21 protein-coding genes and 1 pseudogene are annotated in these 24,809 nt (G+C 63.6%); 15 read left to right on the top strand and 7 right to left on the bottom strand.

The window, feature by feature from the left end; genetic code table 11:
- Positions 1-40 precede the first annotated feature (40 nt).
- The 4 genes from lysS to NCT03_RS09250 all read right to left on the bottom strand — a co-directional run bounded on the left by lysS (position 41) and on the right by NCT03_RS09250 (position 5,651).
- A complete protein-coding gene (gene lysS, locus NCT03_RS09265) occupies positions 41-1,567 on the bottom strand; it encodes a lysine--tRNA ligase (RefSeq protein WP_244825614.1) in 1,527 nt (508 codons plus the stop codon).
- A gap of 89 nt (positions 1,568-1,656) precedes the next feature.
- Positions 1,657-2,761 (bottom strand): peptide chain release factor 2 gene (gene prfB, locus NCT03_RS09260; RefSeq protein WP_244825612.1). Its coding sequence is split into 2 segments (ribosomal slippage): positions 1,657-2,679 and positions 2,681-2,761, totalling 1,104 coding nucleotides; the frame shifts between segments, so codons are not numbered across the junction.
- Positions 2,762-2,846: 85 nt separating this feature from the next.
- A complete protein-coding gene (gene recJ / locus NCT03_RS09255; RefSeq protein ID WP_244825611.1) occupies positions 2,847-4,550 on the bottom strand; it encodes a single-stranded-DNA-specific exonuclease RecJ in 1,704 nt (567 codons plus the stop codon).
- Positions 4,551-4,562: 12 nt separating this feature from the next.
- Positions 4,563-5,651, bottom strand: a complete 1,089-nt coding sequence (locus NCT03_RS09250) for a regulator (protein WP_250492573.1) — start codon at positions 5,649-5,651, stop codon at positions 4,563-4,565.
- A gap of 248 nt (positions 5,652-5,899) precedes the next feature.
- On the opposite strand from NCT03_RS09250, the gene NCT03_RS09245 reads away from it, so the two are divergent.
- From NCT03_RS09245 to ftsB, 8 genes are all read left to right on the top strand, one after another.
- Entirely contained in the window at positions 5,900-7,153 is a 1,254-nt protein-coding gene (locus tag NCT03_RS09245; protein ID WP_244825609.1) for a lipoprotein-releasing ABC transporter permease subunit, read from the top strand.
- Entirely contained in the window at positions 7,146-7,856 is a 711-nt protein-coding gene (gene lolD / locus NCT03_RS09240) for a lipoprotein-releasing ABC transporter ATP-binding protein LolD (RefSeq protein ID WP_244825608.1), read from the top strand. Before NCT03_RS09245 ends, lolD begins: the two co-directional genes overlap by 8 nt.
- 23 nt (positions 7,857-7,879) lie before the next feature.
- Complete coding sequence (locus tag NCT03_RS09235) at positions 7,880-8,668, top strand: TatD family hydrolase (RefSeq protein ID WP_250465187.1); 789 nt, start codon at positions 7,880-7,882, stop codon at positions 8,666-8,668.
- Between the two features lie 86 nt (positions 8,669-8,754).
- Positions 8,755-11,394, top strand: coding sequence for a ComEC/Rec2 family competence protein (locus tag NCT03_RS09230; protein ID WP_250492572.1), 2,640 nt, complete (start codon positions 8,755-8,757; stop codon positions 11,392-11,394).
- Positions 11,395-11,613: 219 nt separating this feature from the next.
- Positions 11,614-13,308, top strand: coding sequence for a CTP synthase (pyrG, locus tag NCT03_RS09225; RefSeq protein ID WP_250492571.1), 1,695 nt, complete (start codon positions 11,614-11,616; stop codon positions 13,306-13,308).
- Positions 13,305-14,159 (top strand): 3-deoxy-8-phosphooctulonate synthase, encoded by an 855-nt coding sequence (kdsA, locus tag NCT03_RS09220; RefSeq protein WP_244825602.1) that lies wholly within the window; start codon positions 13,305-13,307, stop codon positions 14,157-14,159. The genes pyrG and kdsA overlap by 4 nt, the downstream gene beginning before the upstream one ends.
- A gap of 367 nt (positions 14,160-14,526) precedes the next feature.
- Positions 14,527-15,810, top strand: coding sequence for a phosphopyruvate hydratase (gene eno, locus NCT03_RS09215; protein ID WP_244825600.1), 1,284 nt, complete (start codon positions 14,527-14,529; stop codon positions 15,808-15,810).
- Positions 15,811-15,918: 108 nt separating this feature from the next.
- Positions 15,919-16,383, top strand: coding sequence for a cell division protein FtsB (gene ftsB / locus NCT03_RS09210; protein ID WP_244825598.1), 465 nt, complete (start codon positions 15,919-15,921; stop codon positions 16,381-16,383).
- 98 nt (positions 16,384-16,481) lie between these two features.
- Here the strand turns inward: ftsB and NCT03_RS09205 are convergent, their stop codons facing one another.
- From NCT03_RS09205 to NCT03_RS09195, 3 genes are all read right to left on the bottom strand, one after another.
- Entirely contained in the window at positions 16,482-16,838 is a 357-nt protein-coding gene (locus tag NCT03_RS09205) for a hypothetical protein (RefSeq protein WP_244825596.1), read from the bottom strand.
- A gap of 144 nt (positions 16,839-16,982) precedes the next feature.
- Complete coding sequence (gene hslO / locus NCT03_RS09200) at positions 16,983-17,936, bottom strand: Hsp33 family molecular chaperone HslO (RefSeq protein ID WP_244825594.1); 954 nt, start codon at positions 17,934-17,936, stop codon at positions 16,983-16,985.
- Between the two features lie 58 nt (positions 17,937-17,994).
- Positions 17,995-18,519, bottom strand: a complete 525-nt coding sequence (locus NCT03_RS09195) for a gamma carbonic anhydrase family protein (protein ID WP_244825592.1) — start codon at positions 18,517-18,519, stop codon at positions 17,995-17,997.
- Positions 18,520-18,763: 244 nt separating this feature from the next.
- Here NCT03_RS09195 and NCT03_RS09190 point away from each other — a divergent pair, with 244 nt between their 5' ends.
- The 7 genes and pseudogenes from NCT03_RS09190 (at position 18,764) to NCT03_RS09160 (ending at position 24,759) form a co-directional block, all read left to right on the top strand.
- The gene (locus NCT03_RS09190; RefSeq protein WP_250492570.1) at positions 18,764-19,609 is read left to right on the top strand and encodes a ferritin-like domain-containing protein; all 846 of its coding nucleotides are present in this window, start codon (positions 18,764-18,766) and stop codon (positions 19,607-19,609) included.
- A 35-nt stretch (positions 19,610-19,644) separates the two neighbouring features.
- On the top strand, positions 19,645-20,529 hold the full coding sequence (locus tag NCT03_RS09185) for an alpha/beta fold hydrolase (RefSeq protein ID WP_250492569.1): 885 nt from the start codon (positions 19,645-19,647) through the stop codon (positions 20,527-20,529).
- A 76-nt stretch (positions 20,530-20,605) separates the two neighbouring features.
- Complete coding sequence (locus tag NCT03_RS09180; protein WP_244825586.1) at positions 20,606-21,448, top strand: 3',5'-nucleoside bisphosphate phosphatase; 843 nt, start codon at positions 20,606-20,608, stop codon at positions 21,446-21,448.
- Between the two features lie 108 nt (positions 21,449-21,556).
- Complete coding sequence (locus NCT03_RS09175) at positions 21,557-22,186, top strand: L-threonylcarbamoyladenylate synthase (protein ID WP_244825584.1); 630 nt, start codon at positions 21,557-21,559, stop codon at positions 22,184-22,186.
- A 105-nt stretch (positions 22,187-22,291) separates the two neighbouring features.
- Positions 22,292-22,956, top strand: a pseudogene (locus NCT03_RS09170) (site-2 protease family protein).
- 4 nt (positions 22,957-22,960) lie between these two features.
- Positions 22,961-24,163, top strand: a complete 1,203-nt coding sequence (locus NCT03_RS09165; RefSeq protein ID WP_244825581.1) for a tryptophan--tRNA ligase — start codon at positions 22,961-22,963, stop codon at positions 24,161-24,163.
- Positions 24,163-24,759, top strand: a complete 597-nt coding sequence (locus NCT03_RS09160; RefSeq protein ID WP_244825580.1) for a class I SAM-dependent methyltransferase — start codon at positions 24,163-24,165, stop codon at positions 24,757-24,759. The genes NCT03_RS09165 and NCT03_RS09160 overlap by 1 nt, the downstream gene beginning before the upstream one ends.
- Positions 24,760-24,809: the final 50 nt, after the last annotated feature.

Raw genomic sequence — 24,809 nt, 5'->3', positions numbered from 1 at the left:
GCTGCAAGACAGCGCTGACATCACTGTCAGCGCCACTAACTCAGTCCTCGCGACGCAGATGCGGGAACAAAATTACGTCGCGGATGCTCGGGCTGTCGGTCAGCAACATCACTAGCCGGTCGATGCCGATTCCGCAGCCGCCTGTCGGCGGCATGCCGTATTCGAGGGCGCGAATATAGTCGGCATCGAAAAACATGGCTTCTTCGTCGCCAGCGTCTTTCTGATCGACTTGCTTCTGAAAGCGCGCGGCCTGATCTTCCGGATCGTTCAATTCGGAAAAGCCGTTGGCGATCTCGCGGCCCGTGATGAACAACTCGAAGCGCTCCGTAATGCCCGCCACGCTGTCCGACTCACGCGCGAGCGGCGACACTTCGATTGGATAATCGACGATATATGTCGGCTCCCACAGTTGCGATTCAGCCGTCTCTTCGAAAAGCGCCAATTGCAATGCGCCAATGCCCGCATTCAAAAACGCCGGTTGCGTCGTATCAACGCCGAACTTTTTCAATTCCGTGCGCAGGAACGCGGCGTCGCCGAGTTGCGCGTCGGTGTATTGCGGCGCGTATTTTTGAATAGCCTGATTGATCGTCAGCCGATGGAACGGCTTCGAAAAATCGAGTTCGCGGCCCTGATACGTGATGCTCGCGGTGCCGAGCGAGTCGATTGCCGCCTGGCGGATCAGTTGCTCGACGAAGTCCATGAGCCAGTGATAATCCGTGTATGCGGCGTAGAACTCCATCATCGTGAATTCCGGGTTGTGTCGCGGCGACACGCCTTCGTTCCGGAAATTACGATTGATCTCGAACACACGCTCGAAGCCGCCGACGATCAGCCGCTTCAAATACAGCTCCGGCGCGATGCGCAGGAACATCTGCATGTCGAGCGCGTTGTGGTGCGTAACGAAAGGCTTGGCGGCCGCGCCGCCCGGAATGGGGTGCAGCATTGGCGTTTCGACTTCCATGAAGCTCGCCTGCGCCATGAAATTGCGAATGGACGTGACCGCCTTGGTCCGCGCCATGAAGGTCTTGCGCGACTCCGGCGTGACGATCAGATCGACATAACGCTGGCGATAGCGCATTTCCTGATCGGCAAGGCCGTGAAACTTGTCGGGCAGCGGACGCAGCGCCTTCGAAAGCAGGCGCAGTTCCGTGCAGCGCACCGACAGTTCGCCCTTGTTCGTGCGAAACAGGACGCCGCGCGCGGCGACGATATCGCCCAGGTCCCACTTCTTGAAGGCGTCGTAAGTCTCGGCGCCGACGTCGGCGGGCGTGATGAAGAACTGGATCTGGCCGCTGCCGTCCTGGACCGTCGCGAAGCTGGCCTTGCCCATCACGCGCTTGAGCATCATGCGGCCGGCAAGCGCCACGGGCAGGGGATTGGCTTCGAGTGCTTCCTTGTCGGTATTGGCGAATTCGCCTTGCAGCGCGGCGGCCTGATGCGTCGGACGGAAGTCGTTCGGATAAGCGACTCCTTGCTCGCGCAGCGCGCGCAATTTGTCGCGACGCTCGCCGATGATCTGGTTTTCTTCCAGTTCGGGCGCGGCGCCCGCTTGAGTCGGTTCGGTCATGATGTGTAGCTTTCGATACGGTGGGATGCGGCGCGGCGAGGGCCAGACGAAAGCGCGGATACCGAAAGCCGGGATCCGCGCCGCGAAACTCAAACGCCCTGTTTCAGGCTCGCGCTGATGAAGTCGTCGAGGTCGCCGTCGAGCACGGCGCGCGTGTTGCTCATTTCCACGCTGGTGCGCAGGTCCTTCACGCGGCTCTGGTCGAGCACATAGGAGCGGATCTGATGGCCCCAGCCCACATCGGTCTTGCTCGATTCGAGCTTGTCCTGTTCGGCCTGGCGCTTGCGCATCTCGAATTCGTAGAGACGCGCCTTCAGCATCTGCATGGCTTCAGCGCGGTTGCGGTGCTGCGAGCGGTCGTTCTGGCACTGCACGACGATGCCGGTCGGCGCGTGCGTGAGACGCACCGCGGAGTCGGTCTTGTTGATGTGCTGGCCACCCGCGCCCGAAGCGCGATACGTGTCCGTGCGGATATCGGCGGGATTGATTTCGATCTCGATCGAATCGTCGATTTCCGGATACACGAACACGGACGAGAACGACGTATGCCGCCCGCCCGACGAGTCGAACGGCGACTTGCGCACGAGGCGGTGAATGCCCGTCTCGGTACGCAGATAGCCGTAGGCGTATTCGCCTTCCACCTTGATGGTCGCGCTCTTGATGCCGGCGACGTCGCCTTCGGATTCCTCGAGCACTTCGGTCTTGAAGCCCTTGCGTTCGCAATAGCGAAGATACTGGCGCAGCAGCATGGACGCCCAGTCGCACGCCTCGGTGCCGCCCGCGCCCGCTTGGATGTCGATGAAGCAATTGTTCGGGTCGGCCGGGTTCGAGAACATCCGGCGAAATTCCGTGTCTTCGACGCGCACTCGCAGTGCTTCCGCGTCGGTTTCACAGGCGACGAGCGTTTCTTCGTCGCCTTCCTCGTGCGCCATCTCGAAGAGATCGCTGGCGTCGCGCAGGTCGTTGTCGAGCGCGGTGAGTTTCGACACCACGCCGTCCAGCAGCTTCTTCTCACGACCGAGCGCTTGCGCGTTCTTCGAGTCGTTCCAGACGTTCGGGTCTTCGAGTTCTTTGTTGACTTCGGCTAGACGCGCTGACTTGGCGTCGTAGTCAAAGATACCCCCGTAGCTCGCCCGCGCGACGGCGCAGGTCGGCCAGAAGGCTTTCGATCGCGTTGAGACGTTCCGCTTCCATTGTCGATCTTCGGCTTCGTAAAAAGGTGCAATTATAGCCGATCGACCGGGTTTTCCCGCTTCGAGCGGGCCGTTCCGGCGGGTTTTCAGCCCGCGTGTTCGACGATCAGCTGCACGCGCGCCACGCCGTTCCACGAATCGCTGACGAGCCGGTAAGCGACCGTCGCGCGCGCCGGGAGCGGGTCGACATGGTTGAACCAGATCGCGTTGAAGCGCTGGCGCCCGCGCAGAAGTTGTAGCTTCAGATGCTTGTCCTTGACGAGCGCCTGCGACGCGACCTCGAACTCGCCGGAGAACGTGGGCGCCGGAAAGCCTTGTCCCCACACGGCTGCATCGATCAATTCGACGAATTGCGGCGTGAAATACGCGTCCTCCAGTTCGCCATCGGTTTCGATGGTGCGTGAAAGCGCGTCGGCCGTCAGCCATTCGCGTCCGATGGCCTCGAACGCGGCCGTGAAGCGCGGAATGTCTGCGGTGGCGAGCGTGAGGCCCGCCGCCATCGCGTGACCGCCGAATTTGTGGATGAGACCGGGTTCGCGCTTCGAAATGAGATCGACGGCGTCGCGCAGATGAAAGCCCGGAATCGAGCGGCCGGAGCCTTTGCAGAGCACGCCGCTGTCGTCGGCGTGCGCGAAGGTGAACGACGGCCGATGAAACCGCTCCTTCAGCCGCCCCGCGACGATGCCGATCACGCCCTGATGCCAGCTCGCGTCGTAGAGCGTGAGCGTGGCGCGCTCGCCGGGGTCGAGCGTCTGCAATTCGGCGAGCGCCTGCTGCTGCATGCCCGCTTCGATCTCGCGGCGCTCGCGGTTCATGCCGTCGAGTTGTTGCGCGAGTTCCCACGCGCGGCCGATATCGTCGGTCGTCAGGCATTCGATGCCGAGCGACATGTCCGACAGCCGTCCCGCCGCGTTCAGACGCGGTCCGAGCGCGAAGCCCAGATCGAAGCCGGAAGCGGTGCGCGCATCGCGACTCGCGGCCCGGAAAAGCGCGGCGATGCCCGGCTGCATGCGGCCCGAGCGAATCCGCTTCAAACCCTGCGCGACGAGAATGCGATTGTTGGCGTCGAGCTTCACGACATCCGCGACGGTGCCGAGCGCGACCAGATCGAGCAGGCCGTCGAGACGCGGTTCGGGGCGGCCATCGCCATAGGTGTCGCGACGCCGCAGTTCGGCGCGCAGCGCGAGCAGCACGTAGAACATCACGCCCACGCCCGCGATGCATTTGCTCGGAAACGCGCAGCCCGGCTGATTCGGATTGACGATCGCGCGCGCGGCGGGCAACTCGTCGCCGGGCAAGTGATGGTCGGTGACGACGACTTCCATGCCGAGCGCATTGGCGGCCGCGACGCCATCCACGCTGGCAATGCCGTTATCGACCGTGATCAGAAGATCGGGTACGCCGCGTGGCGAACGCGCCGCCAGTTCGACGATCTCCGGCGTGAGCCCGTAGCCATATTCGAAGCGGTTCGGAACCAGATAGTCGATGTCCGCGCCGAACATGCGCAGCCCGCGCACGGCGACGGCGCAGGCGGTCGCGCCGTCGCAGTCGTAATCGGCGACGACGAGCATGCGCTTGTTCGCTGCGAGCGCATCGGCGAGAACGACGGCGGCGGCATCGCAACCCTTCAGGCCGACGGGCGCGTGCAGGCGCTTGAACTCGGTTTCGATTTCGTCGGGCGACGTGACGCCGCGCGACGCATACAGCCTCGCGATGACGGGGTGCAGACCGTGGCGCGCGAGGGCTTCGGCATCGGCGGGGGAGGCGGCGCGGGTAACGATACGCGTCATGCTGTCAGTGACCTATTCGATGAAAAGCGCCGCGATCGGCCGGCGTCGCCAGAACTTGCGCAAGTCCGAGCGCGTGACGCCGAGCGTCACCGAGCCTGTATCGCCGCAGAGCGTGATACCGAGTTTCTTGAGCGTGCCGTTCGCGAGCGCGTCGAGCGCGGGCGCGAACCACGCGGTTTCGAGCGCCTGCAACGAGTCGTTCCAGCGCGCCCAGTCCTGTTCGATGAACGGCGCCGAGAACGGATCGAGTTCGACGAGCGTCGTGCCTTCTTGCGCTTCTCGCCCGTTGGCGAGCGCGGCGAAAGAGTCGGCTGGCGCTTCGGGCGCGATGTTCGAGGCGAGCGCGAGACCGCGCGTGGCGGCGGCGTCGGACATGATGCGGGCGAACGGGCTCTTGACCGAACGCAGCGTGCCTTGTCCGTGCAGCCAGATGGAGTTGATCGCAGGCAGGCCGCGCGACTCGCGTTCTTCGTTGACCGGATGTTCGAACCACGCCATCTGGATTTCGTTCTGCAACTTCATCCAAGCGCGCGAACGTTCGCCCGTGCGGGCTTCGTGCGGCAACCAGATTTCGATGTTGCGTCCCGTCGCGCGCAACGGCGACGCGCCCGCGAGCGCGCCCAGCGCGCCGCCCGACACATACCAGCGCAACGGTGTGGGCGCTTGCAGCGTGATGCCGAGGTCTTCGATCACGGGCCGCGCCGTATCGAAGAGCGTGCGGGCTTCTTCCGTGCGCACGCCGAGCGTGGCCGGATCGATGAGCACGAGATGGTCGTGCGCGATGCGCACGTGAACCGGCTCGATACACGCCCAGAGCGCATCGCCGGGCGTGCCGCCATCGGCGAGGAGCATGTAGGGTGCGAGCGGCGCTTCGTCGGAGTTTGGCGCGGCGGCATCGAAACGTTGCGCAATCCAGCGCTCGTGCGGCAACGTGCGCTGAAAGTCTTCGCCGATCACCCGTTCTTCCAGCGTCGCGCGCGCGAGGAGTTTGTCGAGCGCCGCGCTTTGCAGCCCGTGTAGCGCGGTGGCGGCGTCTGCTGCGGCAGGCAGCGCGAAGGGGAGCAGAAGATGGAGGTCGGAAACGGGCATGATGGTCGGCATTGTAGGGCAAAGGCGCACGCGGCATCGGTGCTCGCCATCGCCCTGGGAGAAGCGATTTCTTCGTCGCCGGACATCGATCGGACCTGCGCCGCGCCTTTGAATTGTCCTAATATGGCAAACTTTCGCCAATTTCGCGCTCGCGTCGCGCTGCATCCGCTAGTCGCGCATGTGCGTAATCAAGAGAGAAGCGCAAAACCGAAGCCGCAAGCAACGACGGCAACGCAGCAACCGTAGAAGAAAGGATTCGCTTGAAACTCCCGTATGAATGGCAGATAGGCTGGCGCTACACGCGCGCCAGCAAACGCACCACAGGCAACGGCTTCATCTCCTTCATCGCGCTCGTGTCGATGGCGGGCATCGCGCTCGGTGTCGCCGCGCTGATCGTCGTGCTCTCGGTCATGAACGGCTTCCAGAAAGAGGTGCGCGACCGCATGCTCTCCGTGCTCGCGCACGTGGAGATCTTCTCGCCGACCGGTTCCATGCCCAACTGGCAAGTGACCGCGCAGGAAGCGCGCCGCAATCCGGAAGTGCTCGGCGCGGCGCCCTATGTCGAAGCCCAGGCGCTGCTTACGCGTCAAGGCGCGGTGAGCGGCGTGGCGTTGCGTGGCGTGGAGCCGTCGCTGGAACCGGAAGTGTCGGACATCGGCAAGGAAATGCGCTCGGGCGCGCTCGCGGACTTGAGGCCGGGCGAATTCGGCATCGTGCTCGGACGCGATCTCGCGACCAATCTCGGCGTGATGACCGGCGACAAGATCACGCTCGTCGCGCCCGAAGGCACGATCACGCCGGCCGGCATGATGCCTCGACTCAAGCAATTCACGGTGGTCGGCATCTTCGAGTCGGGCCACTACGAATACGATTCGACGCTCGCGCTCATCTCCATTCGCGATGCCGAGGCGCTATTCCGCCTGCCTGCGCCAACCGGCGTGCGGCTGCGGCTGAAGGACATGCAGCGCGCGCCCGAAGTCGCGCGGCAACTCGCGCACACGCTCTCGGGCGACTTGTATATTCGCGACTGGACGCAGCAGAACAAGACGTGGTTCTCCGCCGTGCAGATCGAAAAGCGGATGATGTTCATCATCCTCACGCTGATCATCGCGGTGGCGGCGTTCAATCTGGTCTCGTCGCTCGTGATGACCGTCACCGACAAGCAAGCCGATATCGCCATTCTGCGCACGCTCGGCGCGCAGCCAGGATCGATCATGAAGATCTTCGTGGTGCAGGGCGTGACGATCGGCTTCATCGGTACGGCGCTCGGCGTGACGTTCGGATGTCTCGTCGCATGGAGCATTCCGTGGCTCGTGCCGATGATCGAGCATCTCTTCAACGTGCAGTTTCTGCCGCCTTCGGTTTATTTCATCAGCGAACTGCCGTCCGAACTCGTCCCGGGCGATGTCATGAAGATCGGCGTCATCGCGTTCCTGTTGTCGTCGCTGGCTACGCTGTATCCGAGTTGGCGCGGTTCCAAGGTTCGTCCGGCGGAGGCGCTGCGCTATGAGTGACTTGAACCAGAACGATATCGTGTTGCACGCGTCTTCCATCTCGAAGACTTTCGTGCAGGGCGGCTTCAACGTGCAGGTGCTCGACAACGCGCAACTGGAAGTGCGGCGCGGCGAGAAGCTCGCCATCGTGGGCGCGTCGGGATCGGGCAAGAGCACCTTGCTGCATGTGCTCGGCGGCCTCGACGAACCGAGCGCGGGCAAAGTCTCGCTGCTCGGCAAGCCGTTCACGCAGTTGAAGGAAAAGGAGCGCAATGAGTTGCGCAATCGCGCACTTGGCTTCGTGTATCAGTTCCATCATCTGCTGCCGGAATTCACCGCGCTCGATAACGTGGCGATGCCGCTGCGCATTCGCCGCATGCCGGAAGACGAGGCGCGCCGCGAAGCGATGGTCATGCTGGAGCGCGTGGGCATCGGGCATCGCGCGAAGCATCGGCCGGGCGAACTGTCGGGCGGCGAGCGCCAGCGCGTGGCCATTGCGCGGGCGCTCGTCACGCATCCGGCGTGCGTGCTCGCCGATGAACCGACCGGCAATCTCGACGGCGGCACCGCCGACACGGTCTTCAATCTGATGCTGGAACTGTCGCAGACGCTTTCGACGAGCTTCGTGATCGTCACGCACGACCCCGATCTGGCCGCGCGATGCGACCGCATCATGCGCCTGCGCGACGGCGTGCTGCACGAAGAGCCGTCCGTGCCGGTGTAATCACGCGCGCCGCGGAGGACGCCATGTGGATCGATACGCACTGCCATCTCGATGCCTCGGAGTTCGACGCGGACCGCGCCGCCGTCGCGGATGCCGCGCTCGGCGCGGGCGTGTCGCGCATCGTGATTCCGGGTGTGGATCGCGGCAACTTCGACACCGTGCGCGATCTGGCGCATGGCATCGCGGGCGGGGCGTACGCGCTCGGCATCCATCCGCTTTTCACGCCGGGCGCGCGGGAGGACGATCTGCGCGTTCTGCGCGAGAAGATCGAGGCGAGTCTCGACGATCCGTTGTTCGTCGGCATCGGCGAAATCGGGCTGGATTACTTCGTGCCCACGCTCGACGACGCGCGCCAGCAGTTCTTCTACAACGAGCAACTCAAGCTCGCGCGCGAGTTCGATCTCGCGGTGATCTGCCATGTACGCAAGTCGCAGGACAAGGTGCTGAAGGGCTTGCGCGTGCATGCCATCCGATGCGGAATCGCGCATGCGTTCAACGGCAGTTTTCAGCAAGCCGAGGCGTTCATCGCGCAAGGCATGCATCTCGGTTTCGGCGGCAATCTGACGTTCGAGCGCGCGCGACAGATCCGCCGTCTGGCCAGCGACTTGCCGCTCGAAGCCATCGTTCTCGAAACCGATTCGCCCGATATCGCGCCTTCCTGGCGTTACAAGGGGCGCAATTCGCCGGATCAGGTTCCGGGTATCGCGAAGGTGCTGGCCGAGTTGCGCGGCATCGATGAAAACGCGCTTGCCATCGGCACAACGGCTAACGCGCATCGCGCATTGCCCCGGCTCGCGCTTGCCTCTGCATAATCGTTCGCAGGTTTCGCATTGCTTCGGATGACTTGGTTTTCCGATGCGGATGCGTTCGCTTTGATCGAACGTGTGGGTGAGGATAGGTGCGCGCGATATTGCTCGGATTCGCGGCGGGCGTCTGGTGGTTACAACAGCAGGCGCAATTGCCGTCGTGGTTGGCGTGGTTCTGCGCTTCGTTGTGCCTTTGCGGCACCGGTGCGCTCGGGGCCCGGCGGCGTTCGGCATTCGTCCTGGCCGCGTTCGCATTCGGTTTCGCCTATGCCGCGTTGCGCGCCGACGTGCGACTGCAGGCGCATCTGCCGGTTGCTTACGAACAACGCGATATCGCGTTGACCGGCTTCGTGCGCGGTCTGCCCGAGGCTCAGACGGACGGCGTGCGGTTCCTGTTCGAAGTCGAATCGAATGGCGCGGGGTTGCGAGACTTTCCGCGCATCGTCAGATTGCTGTGGATGCCCGCCGAGCGAGGCCACGCCAACGCGCCGCCGACGCTCGTGCCGGGTCAGCGCTGGACGCTTTACGCGCGTTTGAAGCGTGCGCACGGCAACGCGAACTTCGGGCTGCGCGACAGCGAAGTCGCTTTGCTCGAACGCAATATTCGCGCGACGGGCGCGATGTCGAACGTGCGGGCGCCACGGCGTTTGCGTGTCGATGCGCGCGGGCCGCTGCTCGCGATAGAGCGCATGCGTGCGCATCTGCGCGGACGCATCGACACCGTGCTCGCGGATGCGCCCCACCGGGGGATTATCGTGGCGTTGGCGGTGGGCGCGCAGTCATCGGTAAGCGATAGCGACTGGGCCATCATGCGCGCGACCGGCACGAGCCATCTCGTTGCGATTTCGGGGCTGCATATCGGCTTCGTGGCGGGGCTCGCGGCGTTGCTGTGCGGCTTCGCATGGAAGCGCATGCGGCTGCGTGGCATGGCGGCGCCGCTGTGGGTATCCGCGCCGAAAATCGCGGCCTTGGGCGCGGCAATCTTCGCTTCCTGCTATGCGGCGCTCGCCGGTTTCAACGTGCCCGCGCAACGCGTGTTGTGGATGCTGGTCGTGTTCGGCATCGGATTTATCGGCGGGCGAAGGCCGGCTTCTTCGCTGGTGTTTTGCTGGGCGCTCGCGTTCGTGCTGCTTGCCGATCCGTGGGCCGTGACGTCACCCGGATTTTGGCTTTCGTTCGGCGCGGTCGCGGCGATTCTGCATGGCATCGCGTCGGTGGGGCGGCAAGCGGTGAGGGTGGTGGAAGATGCAGAGACGATCGCGCGGGAGATGGAGGCGCGGGAGCCGCCGGATCCCGACGCTGGCCGGCAGCGAGCGAATGTAAGGACGGGTTCGAAAGCGGCGCGAGGCCAGCCCGCCGCGCTCGTGCGTGACGAGAGTAACGACAGCGCTCGTGTGCCGATCGCGTCCCCGGCACATACCACGCCGCTCGAACAGGCGCGACGCGTGATCAACCCAAGCCCCGGTGCTTTCCAAAAGCTCACCGGAGCTTGCCGCCGTGCCGCATCGAATGGACGTCGTCACGCCTTGTCGAGCCTGCGCGTGCAATACGCCGTGACACTCGCGCTCGCGCCTCTGACCATCTACTGGTTCTCGCAGATACCGCTCATCGGCCCGTGGGCCAACTTGTTCGCGATTCCCTGGGTCAGCGTGCTCGTGACGCCCGCGACGCTCGCGGGACTGATCCTTCCCGCGCCGTTGGACGCCCCCGCGCTCCATTTCGCGCATGCATCGTTGAGCATCATGATCGATGGGCTCGCCCGCCTCGCGGCCACGACGAATTCACCGCTCTGGCACTTGCCGCAACCCGGCGCGTTTGCGCTCGTCGCCGCATGCGTGGGCGTCGCGTGGGCGCTCGCGCCGCGCGGCTGGCCGTTGCGCTTTGCCGCGCCGCTCACGTGGCTGCCGCTTCTCGCATCCGCGAATCACGTGACGCCGCATGGCGAGTTTCGCGTGACCGCGCTCGACATCGGGCAAGGCTCGTCGCTCGTCGTCGAAACCCGTCGTCATACGCTCGTTTTCGATGCCGGTCCCGGCCCCGAATCGACGCACGCGGGCGAACGTATCGTCGCGCCGTATCTGCTCGCGGCGGGCATCCGCTCGCTCGATACGCTCGTCATCAGTCACTCCGATTCGGACCACGCAGGCGGCGCGCCCGCAGTGCTGCAAGGCATCGCGGTCGAGCAACTGCTCGCGTCGCTGCCCGCAAGCGACCTGCTGTGGTCGCTTGCACGCGCGCGCGGGGCCGAGAGGCTGCGCTGCGCGGCAGGTCAGCACTGGACGTGGGACGGCGTGGACTTCAGCATGCTCTGGCCGGATGCCGGGCCGCTTACCGGCAAGCCGAATCATCAAGGTTGCGTGATGAAGGTGACGAACGCGGAAGGCCGCAGCGCGCTTTTCACCGCCGATATCGAGGCAGGCGACGAACGCACGCTCATCGCGCGAGATCGCGCGGCGTTGCACGCGGACGTGCTGATCGCGCCGCATCACGGCAGCCGCACGTCATCGACCGAACCGTTTCTCGACTCCGTGAAGCCGCTCGCCGCGATATTTCAGATGGGTTATCTCAACCGTTTTCATCATCCGAACCCGACCGTTTATGCGCGCTATCAGTTGCGCGAGATCGCGCTGTCGCGAAGCGATGAAGACGGCGCGGCGCGGATCGACTTCGGGCAAGAGATCGTGCTCGAACGCTTCCGGCAGACTCACTTGCGCTACTGGATGAATCGCTGAACGAGGCGCCGTTCTCAGGACATCGTCCGCGCGCATGCACGTATCGCGCGGTGCGGCGCATGATCGTATGTTTGTGCTGAAACGGGCGTTTGCACCGCCCGCGACAGACATCGCGCGCATCGCCGAGGCGCGCACCGATGCAGGGCATTTGCGCCGCCGATCCTCTGGGTGGGTGCGTGCCTTTACGGTATAATCCGTTTTTCCCGCGAGCATCTAGCGATGACCAAATATGTATTCGTCACCGGCGGCGTAGTTTCTTCCCTTGGCAAGGGTATTGCCGCCGCCTCCCTCGCCGCGATCCTCGAATCGCGCGGTCTGAAAGTCACCCTCCTCAAGCTCGATCCCTACATCAACGTCGACCCCGGCACGATGAGCCCGTTCCAGCACGGGGAAGTGTTCGTGACCGAAGACGGCGCCGAGACCGATCTCGACCTCGGCCATTACGAGCGCTTCATCAGCACGAAGATGCGCAAGGCCAACAACTTCACCACGGGCCAGATCTACGAATCGGTGATCCGCAAGGAACGTCGCGGCGAGTATCTCGGCAAGACGGTGCAGGTCATTCCGCACATCACCAACGAGATTCAGGCTTTCGTCGAACGCGGTGCCGCCGCGGCGACATGCGGGCAGCCTGACGTGGCAATCGTCGAAGTGGGCGGCACGGTGGGCGACATCGAATCGCTGCCGTTCCTCGAAGCCGCGCGTCAGATGAGCCTGCGCATGGGCCGCAACAGCGCGTGCTTCATCCACCTCACGCTGGTTCCGTTCATCGCCACCGCGGGCGAGCTGAAGACCAAGCCCACGCAGCACAGCGTGCAGAAGCTGCGTGAAATCGGTATCTATCCGAACGTGCTTCTTTGCCGCGCCGACCGCCCGATCCCCGACGACGAGCGCCAGAAGATCTCGCTCTTCTCGAACGTGCATGAGGAAGCGGTCATCTCGGTGTGGGACGTCGACAGCATCTACAAGATTCCGCAGATGCTGAACGATCAGGGCCTCGACGAAATCGTCTGCAACGAGTTGAAGCTCTCGCCGCCGCCAGCCAACCTGAAAATGTGGTCGGATCTCGTCGAAAAACTCGAGCATCCGAAGAACGAAGTGACCATCGGCATGGTGGGCAAGTACGTCGAACTGACGGAGTCGTACAAGTCGCTGATCGAAGCGCTGCGTCACGCCGCCATTCATACGTCGACCAAGGTCAACATCGAATATATCGACTCCGAGCAGATCGAAGCCGAAGGCGCGGACGGTCTCAAGCATCTCGACGCCGTGCTGGTGCCGGGCGGTTTCGGGCGTCGCGGCACGGAAGGCAAGATCAAGGCAATCCGCTATGCGCGCGAGTCGAAGACGCCGTATCTCGGCATCTGTCTCGGCATGCAACTCGCGGTCATCGAGTTCGCGCGCGACGTCGCCGGTCTCGCCGACGCCAACAGCACCGAGTTCAATGCCGACACGACCAATCCTGTCGTCGCGCTCATCACCGAGTGGTACGACCGTGCGGGCCGCGTCGAAAAGCGCAGCGAGGAATCGGATCTCGGCGGCACCATGCGTCTCGGTTCACAAAAGTGCCCGATCAAGGCCGGTACGATGGCCGAGCGTATTTACGGCACGGATGTGAACGAGCGTCATCGTCACCGTTATGAGGTCAATAACCGTTTCGTGCCCCAGCTCGAAGCCGGCGGACTTATCATCAGCGCCCGTACGCCGAGCGAGGATCTGCCCGAAATGATGGAGTTGCCGCAAGCACAGCATCCGTGGTTCGTCGGCGTCCAGTTCCACCCGGAGTTCACGTCCACGCCGCGCGACGGGCATCCGCTCTTCAAGGCATTCGTCGAAGCGGCGCGCGCGCATAGTCTCACGGCTGGCGGCGCGAGCACCACGCAGACCGCGGCCACGGCAGGAGCGCAAGCATGAAGCTGTGTCACTTCGAAGCGGGACTCGACAAGCCGTTCTTCCTGATCGCGGGAACCTGCGTGGTGGAGTCGGAGCAGATGACTATCGACGTCGCCGGGCGTCTCAAGGAAATCACCGACAAGCTTGGCGTGCCGTTCATCTACAAGTCGTCCTACGACAAGGCGAACCGCAGCTCGGGCAAGTCGTTTCGCGGCCTCGGCATGGACGAAGGCTTGCGTATTCTCGGCGAAGTGAAGAAGCAACTCGGCTTGCCGGTCCTGACAGACGTGCACGCCGAGCACGAGATCGAAGCGGTGGCATCGGTCGTGGACGTGCTGCAGACGCCTGCGTTCCTGTGCCGTCAGACCGACTTCATTCATGCGTGCGCGCGTTCGGGCAAACCGGTCAACATCAAGAAAGGCCAGTTCCTCGCGCCGCACGACATGAAGAACGTGATCGACAAGGCGCGCGACGCGGCGCGTGAAGCCGGTCTTTCGGAAGACCGCTTCATGGCGTGCGAGCGCGGCGTGTCGTTCGGCTATAACAACCTCGTGTCCGATATGCGCTCGCTCGCCATCATGCGCGAGACCAACGCGCCTATCGTGTTCGACGCAACTCATTCGGTGCAGTTGCCGGGCGGGCAAGGCACGAGTTCGGGCGGCCAGCGTGAGTTCGTGCCGGTGTTGGCGCGCGCGGCGGTGGCCGTGGGCGTGTCCGGGCTTTTCATGGAGACGCATCCCGATCCGGCGTGCGCGAAGTCGGACGGCCCGAACGCGGTGCCGCTGCATCGCATGGAAGCGTTGCTCGAAACGCTCGTCGCGCTGGATCGCGCGGTCAAGAGCGGTCCGTTTCTCGAAAACGACTTCAGCTGATCGTCAAATCGCTTCAGGCAGGAAAGCGGGCGTCGCCTTCACGGCGTCCGTGTCTTAAAAATAGTCACGCGGAGTGACAACATAAGAGGAGATGGGCGTGCAAGGCCTGGCGGCACGAGGGCTTGTCAAACGCGCCGCGGCCGCAGCAAAACGCATGCAGCCGGTTTCATGTGCGGACCATCGATTTCGACAGTGCCAGACGGTTCGATCGTCGCTGGCGCCAGGCTCGCGTGGCAACACGCGGGCAAGCGCCACGGAATGAACCTGATGGCCGTGGAAGGTGTCTCAAGCGAAGCCGTCGCGCGCGAACCTGGACGCGCGAAGCATCGCTGTGACTGACAGAATTCATCGTCAATTTGAGGAAACCATGAGTGCTATCGTAGATATCATCGGCCGCGAGATTCTCGATTCGCGAGGCAATCCGACCGTCGAATGCGACGTATTGCTCGAGTCGGGCACGATGGGCCGCGCAGCGGTGCCGTCGGGTGCATCGACGGGCTCGCGCGAAGCCATCGAACTACGCGACGGCGAAGCCGGCCGCTATGGCGGCAAGGGCGTCCTGAAGGCAGTCGAACACATCAACACCGAGATCTCCGAAGCCATCATGGGCCTCGACGCCTCGGAGCAGGCATTTCTCGACAAGACGCTGCTCGAACTCGACGGCACCGAAAACAAGTCGCGACTCGGCGCGAACGCAATGCTCGCCGTTTCCATGGCGGTTGCGAAGGCCGCAGCCGAGGAAGCGGGACTGCCGCTGTATCGCTACTTCGGCGGCTCGGGCGCCATGCAACTGCCGGTGCCGATGATGAACATCGTCAACGGCGGCGCGCACGCGAACAACAGCCTGGACATCCAGGAATTCATGATCGTGCCGGTAAGCCAGCCGACCTTTCGCGAAGCCCTGCGTTGCGGCGCCGAAGTGTTCCACGCGTTGAAGAAGATTCTGGCCGATCGCGGCATGAGCACGGCAGTGGGCGACGAAGGCGGCTTTGCGCCGAACTTCGGCAGCAACGACGAGTGTCTCTCGACCGTCCTGCAGGCTATCGAGAAAGCGGGGTATCGCGCAGGTGAAGACGTGTTGCTCGCGCTCGACTGCGCGGCAAGTGAGTTCTACCACGACGGCAAATACCAGTTGGCCGGCGAAGGTCTGCAACTGTCGTCCGGCGAATTTTCGGACTATCTGGCGACGCTCGCCGACAAGTTCCCGATCGTCTCCATTGAAGACGGCATGCACGAAAGCGACTGGGACGGCTGGAAGACGCTGACCGATCGCCTCGGCAAGAAGATTCAGCTCGTCGGCGACGACCTCTTCGTCACCAACACGCGCATCCTGAAGGAAGGCATCGACAAGGGTATCGCCAACTCGATCCTCATCAAGATCAACCAGATCGGCACGCTCACCGAAACCTTCGCGGCGATCGAAATGGCCAAGCGCGCGTCGTACACGGCGGTCATCTCGCACCGTTCGGGCGAGACGGAAGATTCGACCATCGCGGATATCGCCGTCGGTCTGAACGCCGGCCAGATCAAGACCGGTTCGCTGTCGCGCAGCGATCGCATCTCGAAGTACAACCAGTTGCTGCGTATCGAGGAAGACCTCGGCGATATCGCAAGCTACCCCGGCAAGTCGGCGTTCTATAACCTCCGCTAAAGCTTTTGCCGCTTTAGTCGATAAGAACGTTAGTCTTATTTTCAGCCCGCCGCCCACGGCCTCGACGTCAATAGAGGTTGCCGGGCGGCGCTTATTTCGGCTACTCGAATGCGGCTCGTAACTGTCGTTCTGGTCTTGTTACTGGCGCTGATCCAATACCCGTTGTGGTGGGGACACGGCGGCTGGCTTCGCGTGCATGAATTGCAGCAGCAGCTCGCGCAGCAAAGCGATAAGAACACGAATCTGAAGCTGCGCAACGAGCGCGTTCAGGGTGAAGTGCAGGATCTGCAAAGCGGCACCGCGGCTGTTGAAGAGCGCGCGCGCTATGAGATGGGCATGGTGAAGGACAGCGAGGTGTTCGTGCAATTCGTCGCGCCGAACTCCAACGCGCCTGTCAACTCGGCCAACGTGCCCGGCATGAACGGTTCGACGCGCGGGCAAGTTTCGGCAGCGCCGTTGCGCGTGGTGCCGAATCCGGTTTCGCGCTCGAAGCAGGAAATGCGCGACGCGGACAAGAAAATGCAGAAGGAAAAGGCCGCCGAAGCGAAGAAGAAGCAGGGCGCGGCTAACTGAGCGGCTTTTCGTTTTTCCCGGCAGGACAAAAAAATGGCGCAGTCGATATTTCGACCGCGCCATTTTTCATGTGCGCCTGGTTTGCGCGGGATTCGCCGTTACCAGGAATAGCCGGTGCCGATGCCTATTCCCGAGCCCCAGTAAGGACCGCCACCCCAGCCGCCGCTGGAATAGCCGCCGTAGACCGTGACGGGGGGCGTGTAGTAATTGGACATCATCTTGGCGTCGTTGCCTATGCTCGCAGCCTTCTGCGATTCGTTCAGCGCCTGTTTGTCGATGGCGTTATAGCGCGCCATCTGCTGCTCGGGCGTGAGCGTCTCTTGCGGGGGCAGCGGCGTGTTGGGCAAGCGGCTGTAGATTGGCGAAGGGCCGGGCGGGTCCATCGTGCAGCCAGCGACGAGCGCCAAGCCCAAGAGGCACGACGAAAGTTTCCAGTTGAGCGTTGCGGTTTTCATTTGCGACCTCCAGCGGGCCGGTACTGAGTTCGGCGGGGTGAAAATCATACCGTGCGGCAAGCTTGATGCATCAACCGATGCAAAAGCCGCGCCGGATCGGCAGATGCCCTCGCCAATCCCGCGCAAACCCAGGCGCCGCAAGGCTCAGTGCCGCTGACCGGGCGCCGGGCTCACCCCTTGTGAGAGCTCTTTTGCGACAAAAAGTTGCGCAACGTCCACCGGGTCGAACTCGTAGCGTTGATTGCAGAACTCGCAGTGAACCTCGACGCTGCCGCGCTCCTTGATGACGCTGTCCACCTCTTCGCGGCCGAGCATCTTCAGCATGCCGCCGACCTTTTCGCGCGAGCAGCTGCACTGGAAGCGCGCGGGCGCAGGCTCGAAGTGCTGCACGTTCTCTTGCCAGAAAAGTCGCCGGAACACCGTCTCGGGCTCTTCCTTCAGCAATTCCTCGGCGGAAAGCGTGCTGCCGAGATGACACACGCGCTGCCAAGTATCGGCGTCGTGTTCGCCCGGATGCGGCACGATTCCGCCATCGCCCGGCAGCTTCTGCAGCAGCACGCCGACGGCGCGGTCGGTGTTGGCCGCGAGCCAGATGCGCGTGTCCAGCTGCTCGGAGTGATGCATGTAGTGTTCGAGCACTTCCGACATCGACGTGAGCGGCCCGTGCTCGCCCGACAACGGCACGATGCCCTGATACGGCTGCTGTCCCGGCCTCTTGTCGTTCGGGTCGAGCGTGATGACGCAGCGCCCTTGGCCATTGCGGTTGAGCAAATCGGCAAGCGACATGTCGCCGTCGAGCTGCTGTTCGTTCGCGTCATCGGAAAGCTTGGCCGTGGCGCGCAGCGACAGATTCGAATTGCACTGCACGACCAGCATTTTCACGGGGCCGTCGCCATATATCTGCATGATTAGCGTGCCGTCGAACTTGAGGTTCGCCGACAGAAGCGCGCACGCGGCCATCATCTCGCCGAGCACATTGCGCACCGCTTGCGGATACGAACGGCGCGCGAGCACTTCTTGCCACGTATTGCGCAGCGAGACGATCTCGCCGCGCACGGGCGCCGCATTGAACATGAATTTTTGCAACTGGTCGTTCACAACTCTTCCTTGGGGTGATGAGGCGAGACGCGCCGTCTTCGATAAGCGGATGAGCCGCTCAACCGATGCGCACGAGCTGCGCCTTGTAGAATTCGCGCCGGTCCGCGTAGCTCGCCGTGGCTCCGCGCATGCGGGCGATATCCGCTTCGCCGATTTCCCGCACCGCTTTGGCGGGTGCGCCGAGAATCAGCGTGTTGTCCGGAAAAACCTTGCCTTCGGTGACGATGGCGCCCGCGCCAACCAGACAGTTGCGGCCGATTACCGCACCATTCAAGACCACCGCCTGAATTCCGATCAGCGAGCCTTCCTTTACGGTGCAACCGTGCAGCATGGCCTGATGTCCGACGGTCACGTCGTTTTCGATCGTCAGAGGAAAGCCCGGGTCCGCGTGCAGCACCGCGCCTTCCTGCACGTTGCTGCCGTGACCGACGACGATCGGTTCGTTGTCGCCGCGCAGCGTCGCGCCGAACCACACGCTGGCATTTTCCTCGAGCGTCACCTGACCGATGATCGTCGCGGTATCCGCGAGAAAGACGCTTTCGTGGATGGTGGGGGCGTCGTCGCCGAGTTTGTAGATGGCCACTGTGTCTCCTGGGCGTTGTCTTCGAAGGGTGGGATGCGCTCGTTGCCGCGCTGGACCGCGCGAGGGCTACAATGCGCGCCTTTGTCGTATGTCTTTCCGCGCCTTGTCCAATTGGTTGACCGCGCGGATTATTGCTTTCGGCGTGTCGTGCGTGCGCCGGGAGTACCATTTTAGCCGGTTGCGCCGAAACGTCCTTCGCGCCGGCCGCATTCGCTTCCTGGCGTCTTTCGCTTAACCGAGCATCATGCAAAACGTTCCGACTTCCTTCGCCGACGATGCCTGCATGCGCCGCGCGGCGCTCGCCATTCTCCGCGAGCGCGATCCGGTGACGAAAGCGCGCGACGCCCGCACGCTGTACGAGCGCGTGCTGAGCGGCGCGGCGCGCATCGACCCGGAAGTCGTGCTCGACGAACCGGACCACTTGCCCGGCCGTCCCGAGGCGCCGGAACTCGTCGAGCCGTCATCGCTCAAGCGCCGCAGCATGCAATCCGACGCGGGGCGCGCGGTGCTGCTGCACGCGCTTGCGCACATCGAATTCAACGCGATCAATCTGGCGCTCGATGCCGTGTGGCGCTTTCCTTCGATGCCCACGGCGTTCTACATCGACTGGCTGAAGGTCGCGGCGGAGGAGGCGCATCACTTCTCGCTGCTAACCGCGCGTCTGGCGCAATTCGGCCACGTCTACGGCGATTTTCCCGCTCACGACGGCTTGTGGGAAATGGCCGAGCGCACCCGCGCCGACGTGCTGGCGCGCATGGCGCTCGTGCCGCGCACGCTCGAAGCGCGCGGTCTCGATGCCTCGCCGCCCATTCGCAAGCGTCTCGCGCAGGCGGGCGACGAAGCGTCGGCAGCGATTCTCGATGTAATCCTGCGCGATGAAATCGGTCATGTGCTGATTGGCAACCACTGGTTCCGTTTTCTCTGCGACGCGGCGAGTCTCGAACCGCATCCCACTTACGAGCGTCTTGCGAAGCAGTATCACGCGCCGAAATTGCGTGGCCCGTTCAACTTCGAGGCGCGTCGCGACGCGGGCTTCGACGAGGCCGAGCTGCGCGCGCTCGCCGGGCTGGACGAGAACCCGTCGCTATAATCGAACGATCATCTTTTTCGAATGCGACACCGACCATGAAAGAATCGCGCTCCGAATTCGTCGATGCGCGCGGCGTGCGTCTGCACGTGCGCCGCTGGGGCTCGCCCGACGCGCCCATGCTTTTCATGCTGCACGGCTGGATGGACGTCGCGGCATCGTTCCAGTTCGTCGTCGATGCGCTCAAGGACGACTGGCAAGTGCTCGCGCCCGACGCACGCGGCTTCGGGCTGTCGGACTGGCCGGTGGCCGAGAAGGGCGGCGGCCATTACTACTTTCCGGACTATCTCGCGGACCTCGAAGCGCTCATCGACCATTTCGATCCCGTCGGCAAAGTGAACCTGATCGGCCACAGCATGGGCGCGAACTTCGCGCTGCTCTATGCGGGCGTGCGGCCGGAGCGGGTACGCCGTGTCGTCGATCTCGAAGGCTTTGGGCTGCCCGCGGCGCATCCGGCGCAGGCGCCCGGACGTATCGCTACATGGCTCGACGACCTGCGCGCGCCGCCACAACTGCGCAGCTATGCGACGCTCGATGAAGTCGCCGATCGGCTGATCCGCACCAATCCGCGCTTGGCACCTGCACGCGCGCGGTTTCTTGCGCAGCACTGGTCACGGCAGGAAGCCGACGGGCAATTTCATTTGCTCGCCGACCCGGCACACAAGCTGCGCGGTCCTACGTTGTATCGGCTCGATGAGGTGTCGGCGGTCTGGAAGCGGGTCCAGGCGCCCGTGCTGCACGTCGAGGCGAAGGATTCGCCCACACTTGCGGGTTTTGCCGGAAAAATGCCGATTGCCGAGTTCAAGACGCGCTTCGAGGCGTTTGCCGACTGGCGCGAGGAAATCATCGATGAAGCGGGGCATATGGTTCATCACGATCAGCCCGAGCGAGTCGCCGCGCTCATCGAAGCGTTCTGCGCGTGAATGTGCACGCTGACGCGCGGCCAGGCGCAACGGCATCACCAGCACGTCATGCCGTTACAGTAAAATGTTAAAAATCATGAAGCCGACGATCAACGCCGATTTGCACTGCCATTCCACCGTCTCCGACGGCCAGTACGCGCCTGCGCAGGTCGCGGCGCGCGCGCACGCCGGCGGCGTCGGATTATGGTCGCTCACCGATCACGATCAGCTCGGCGGCCAGCGCGAAGCGCGGGAGACGGCCGAGGCGCTCGGCATGGGCTATTTGCCGGGCGTCGAGATTTCGGTGACGTGGGCGGGGCGCACGGTTCACATCGTCGGCATGAATGTCGATCCGGAAAACGCGGAACTGCAGCGTGGGCTCGAAGCCACGCGTAACGGCCGCGCGGCGCGCGGCGTGGCTATCGGCGAAGCGTTGGCGGCAGTCGGTATTCCGAACGCGCACGAAGGCGCGCTGCGCCATGCCGAGGACCCCGACATGATTTCGCGCGTACATTTCGCGCGCTTCCTGGTGGAAGAAGGCTACGCCAAGACCACGTCCGACGTGTTCGCGCGCTATCTCGGCGAGGGCAAGCCGGGTTACGTCGGCCACTGCTGGGCGAAACTTGCCGACACGGTGAAATGGATTCGCAACGCGGGCGGCGAGCCGATCATCGCGCATCCGGGGCGTTACGATTACAGCCCGCTCGAATTCGCCGCGCTCTTCGACGAATTCATCCAACTCGGCGGCCGCGCCATCGAGGTCGTCACCGGCAGCCACACGCCGGATCAGTATCGCGAATATGCGGATGTCGCGCGTCGTTACGGCTTCGAAGCCTCGCGCGGTTCCGACTTCCACGGCGCGGGGGAAGGGCGCGTCGATCTCGGTCAGTTGCCGCCGTTGCCGGACGATCTCACACCGGTTTGGGAGCGTTGGCTGTAAGGCGTCCGCACGGCCCGTGCTCCCTGCGTCATCTGAATTTTCCGCACGCGCGGCACGCCTGGGCGCTCGCGTGGCGTTGCGGGTACGAGCGAACAAGAAGGCATCGTCATGTCTCAATTCTTTAGGATTCACCCCGACAATCCGCAGCCGCGGCTCATCAATCAGGCCGTGCAGATCATTCGCGATGGCGGGATCGTCGCGCTGCCGACCGATTCGAGCTACGCGCTCGCCTGCCATCTCGACGACAAGACGGCGGTCGAGCGTCTGCGCCGGATTCGTGGGATCGACGACAAGCAGTTGCTGTCGCTGCTCGTGCGCGATCTCTCGGAGCTGTCGAATTTCGCGATGGTCGACAACACGCAGTACCGGCTCATCAAGTCCGTGACGCCGGGCCCTTATGTGTTCGTGCTGCAGGCGACCAAGGAAGTGCCGCGCAGGTTGTCGCATCCGTCGCGCAAGACAATCGGGCTGCGCGTGCCGGATCACGCCATCACGCTGGCGCTGCTCGAAGCGCTGGGGCAGCCGCTGCTTGGCTCCACGCTGATCCTGCCGCCCGACACGGAACCGCTCAACGACGCGGAGGAGATCCGCGAACGGCTCGAAAAGCAGATCGAACTCGTGATCGATGCAGGCGCTTGCCCGGCCGAACCCTCGACGGTCATCGATCTTTCCGGCGGCGAACCCGTGCTCGTGCGCGCGGGACGCGGTAGTCTGGAGCCGTTCGGTCTCGCCGCGTAAGTTTTTCGTCCACGCGCTTAAATCCTGCACAAACCGCCGGCGCGGCGCTTGGCATCGCGCCGCCTTCGTCTGCTCTCGCCTGCCTGCTTGATACAATACCGCCCTATGGATGCTTCCCTGATACAAACCATCGCGGTCTACGCGCTCCCGGTGATCTTCGCGATCACCCTGCACGAGGCCGCGCATGGCTACGCCGCGCGTCTGCTCGGCGACAACACGGCCTACGTGCTCGGCCGTGTCTCGATGAACCCGATGCGGCATATCGATCCCATCGGCACTATCGTGATTCCCATCGTGCTTTATTTCGTGACGAGCGGCGCGTTCATGTTCGGCTACGCGAAACCGGTGCCGGTGGCCTTCGGCAATCTGCGCAATCCGCGCTGGGGCAGCCTCTGGGTCCAGCGGCGGGTCCCGGTAGCAACTTCGTGCAGGCGCTCCTGTGGGGCGTGATCGCGGTGCTGCTCGCGGCTTTCAATGTCGACGAACCGTTCTTCACGCGCATGGCGGCCGCTGGCGTCGGCGTGAATCTCGTGCTCGGCGTGCTCAATCTCTTTCCGCTGCCGCCGCTCGATGGCGGCCGCGTGCTCATGGCGCTATTGCCGGTACGCGCGTCGATCGCGTTTTCGAAGCTCGAACCTTACGGTTTCTTCATCGTGATGGCGCTGGTCGTGACGGGCGTGCTCACACGCTACTGGCTGAGTCCGCTCGTCGGCGTCGGTTACGCGGCGGTATCGGCCATACTGAATCCCTTCGCTTCACTATTCCCATAAAACCATGTTCCCTGACCGTATCTTCTCCGGCATGCGGCCGACCGGCTCGCTGCATCTCGGCCACTATCACGGCGTGCTGAAAAACTGGGTGCGGCTGCAGTCCGAATACCCGTGCTTCTTCGCCGTGGTCGACTGGCACGCGCTCACGACGCACTACGAGACGCCCGAGGTCATCGAGAAAAACGTCTGGGAAGTGCTGATCGACTGGCTCGCGTCGGGTATCGACCCGGCGCAGGCCACGCTCTTCATTCAGAGCCGCGTGCCGGAGCATGCGGAACTGTCGCTCCTGCTCGGCATGGGCACGCCGCTCGGCTGGCTGGAACGCGTGCCGACCTACAAGGAACAGATCGAAAAGCTGCGCGAGAAAGATCTCTCCACTTACGGCTTTCTCGGCTATCCGGTGCTGATGGCGGCGGACATTCTGCTGTATCGCGCCTCGCTCGTGCCGGTCGGCGAAGATCAGGTGCCGCACGTGGAGATGACGCGCGAGATCGCGCGCCGCTTCAACTACCTGTACGGCAAGGAACCGGATTTCGAGGAGAAGGCGCTCGAAGCCGCGAAGAAGCTGGGCGGCAAGCGCGCGAAGCTGTATCACGAATTGCGCGTGGCGTATCAACAGGAAGGCGATGACGAAGCGCTCGAACAAGCCCGCGCGATGCTGCAGGAATCGCAGAGCCTATCGATGAGCGATCGCGAGCGCCTGTTCGGCTATCTGGAAGGCGCGCGCAAGCTGATTCTCGTCGAGCCGCAAGTGATGTTGACGGAAGCGTCGCGCATGCCGGGTCTCGACGGCCAGAAGATGTCGAAGTCGTATGGCAACACCATCGGCTTGCGTGAGGACGCCGAGACCATCGCGAAGAAAGTGCGCACCATGCCGACCGATCCGGCTCGCGTGCGCCGCACCGATCCGGGCGATCCGGACAAGTGCCCGGTCTGGCAACTGCATCAGGTCTATACCGACGAAGCCACGCACGAGTGGGTGCAAAAGGGCTGCCGCAGCGCGGGAATCGGTTGCCTCGACTGCAAGCAACCGGTGATCGAAGGCATCTTGCGCGAGCAGCAGCCCATGCTCGAACGCGCGCAGAAGTACATGGACGATCCTTCGCTGTTGCGCGCCATCGTCGCGGACGGTTGCGACAAGGCACGCAAGTTCGCCGTCGAAACCATGCGCGACGTACGCGAGGCAATGGGCCTGTCCTACAACTGATGGACGCTGGCACGCCGAGCGGTTGGGTCACGCGCTGGGCGCATCTCATTGCGCCCGGCGCTTCGGTGCTCGATGTCGCATCCGGAAGCGGCCGCCACGCGCGCTGGCTCGCGGCGCGCGGGCACGCGGTACTGGCCGTCGACCGTGACGCCGATGCGCTCGCCTCCATGTCCGCGCTTCCCGACATCGCGACGTTGTGCGCCGATCTCGAAGGCGCGCCGTGGCCGCTGGCTGGCGACCGGACGTTCGGGGCGGTCGTCGTTACGCGCTATCTGCATCGTCCGCTTTTCACGCATCTGATTCATGCGCTCGCGCCGGGCGGCGCGCTCATCTACGAAACCTTCGCGGCCGGCAACCAAACCGTCGGTAAACCGTCCAATCCTGCGTTTCTGCTCGAACCTGGCGAGTTGCTCGAAGCCGTGCGCGGCCGTCTGCGCGTGATCGCGTATGAAGACGGTTTCGTCGATGCTCCGCATCCTGCCTTCGTGCAACGAATCTGCGCTGTACTCGTTCCAGAGCCCGCAAAAGCCGGCGCGATTGAAGACACAACCGGTAACACACCCTCGGGTTGGCCACGTTACGAATTGACCGGCTAATCCGCTACAATCGCGGTATCGCGCTTTTTGCGACTAAATTTTCGATTAAA

The sequence above is a fragment of the Caballeronia sp. GAWG1-1 genome (assembly GCF_023631465.1).
Lineage (GTDB): Bacteria > Pseudomonadota > Gammaproteobacteria > Burkholderiales > Burkholderiaceae > Caballeronia.
This window is presented reverse-complemented; position numbering and strand designations above follow the sequence as displayed.

Coding starts and splice junctions, on each gene's coding strand:
- NCT03_RS09235 (WP_250465187.1), top strand. CDS start 7,880: ATGTGGATCGATACGCACTGCCATCTCGATGCCTCGGAGTTCGACGCG.
- recJ (WP_244825611.1), bottom strand. CDS start 4,550: ATGACGCGTATCGTTACCCGCGCCGCCTCCCCCGCCGATGCCGAAGCC.
- NCT03_RS09180 (WP_244825586.1), top strand. CDS start 20,606: ATGAAGCCGACGATCAACGCCGATTTGCACTGCCATTCCACCGTCTCC.
- NCT03_RS09165 (WP_244825581.1), top strand. CDS start 22,961: ATGTTCCCTGACCGTATCTTCTCCGGCATGCGGCCGACCGGCTCGCTG.
- NCT03_RS09205 (WP_244825596.1), bottom strand. CDS start 16,838: ATGAAAACCGCAACGCTCAACTGGAAACTTTCGTCGTGCCTCTTGGGC.
- eno (WP_244825600.1), top strand. CDS start 14,527: ATGAGTGCTATCGTAGATATCATCGGCCGCGAGATTCTCGATTCGCGA.
- lolD (WP_244825608.1), top strand. CDS start 7,146: ATGAGTGACTTGAACCAGAACGATATCGTGTTGCACGCGTCTTCCATC.
- NCT03_RS09190 (WP_250492570.1), top strand. CDS start 18,764: ATGCAAAACGTTCCGACTTCCTTCGCCGACGATGCCTGCATGCGCCGC.
- ftsB (WP_244825598.1), top strand. CDS start 15,919: ATGCGGCTCGTAACTGTCGTTCTGGTCTTGTTACTGGCGCTGATCCAA.
- NCT03_RS09185 (WP_250492569.1), top strand. CDS start 19,645: ATGAAAGAATCGCGCTCCGAATTCGTCGATGCGCGCGGCGTGCGTCTG.
- kdsA (WP_244825602.1), top strand. CDS start 13,305: ATGAAGCTGTGTCACTTCGAAGCGGGACTCGACAAGCCGTTCTTCCTG.
- NCT03_RS09160 (WP_244825580.1), top strand. CDS start 24,163: ATGGACGCTGGCACGCCGAGCGGTTGGGTCACGCGCTGGGCGCATCTC.
- lysS (WP_244825614.1), bottom strand. CDS start 1,567: ATGACCGAACCGACTCAAGCGGGCGCCGCGCCCGAACTGGAAGAAAAC.
- NCT03_RS09250 (WP_250492573.1), bottom strand. CDS start 5,651: ATGCCGACCATCATGCCCGTTTCCGACCTCCATCTTCTGCTCCCCTTC.
- pyrG (WP_250492571.1), top strand. CDS start 11,614: ATGACCAAATATGTATTCGTCACCGGCGGCGTAGTTTCTTCCCTTGGC.
- NCT03_RS09175 (WP_244825584.1), top strand. CDS start 21,557: ATGTCTCAATTCTTTAGGATTCACCCCGACAATCCGCAGCCGCGGCTC.